Origin of the sequence: Enterococcus sp. ARL09-542 (assembly GCF_005234805.1) — a bacterium.
GTDB lineage: Bacteria > Bacillota > Bacilli > Lactobacillales > Enterococcaceae > Enterococcus_D > Enterococcus_D gallinarum.
In genome coordinates, this window is record NZ_QPQX01000070.1 from 1 (window position 1) to 275 (window position 275).

1 protein-coding gene is annotated in these 275 nt (G+C 39.6%); it reads right to left on the reverse strand.

What is annotated here, in order from left to right:
• Positions 1–275 (reverse strand): Rib/alpha-like domain-containing protein (locus DVW06_RS16950; protein ID WP_274543600.1); only part of this gene is annotated, 275 nt, incomplete at both ends.

Sequence of the window (275 nt, forward strand, 5' to 3'; positions counted from 1 at the left end):
TCTACTCTATCTTTAACTGTTACTGGCACCTTAACCGTTGTACTTGATCCATCTGGGTACGTAACTTCTATCGTTCCTTCATACTTACCTGGTTGAGTTGTATCAATGACACCTTCTGGTGTAACATCGTTCACTTTCGTGCCTTCCGGCAACTCTTCAAGATTAGTTACATTATCCGTTAAATCAATCGTTCCTCCATAGTTGACTTCTTCTTTTTCTACTTCTGGAGTATATTTTTCAGCATCATTTCGATTGTCCACTACTTCCACTGGAAC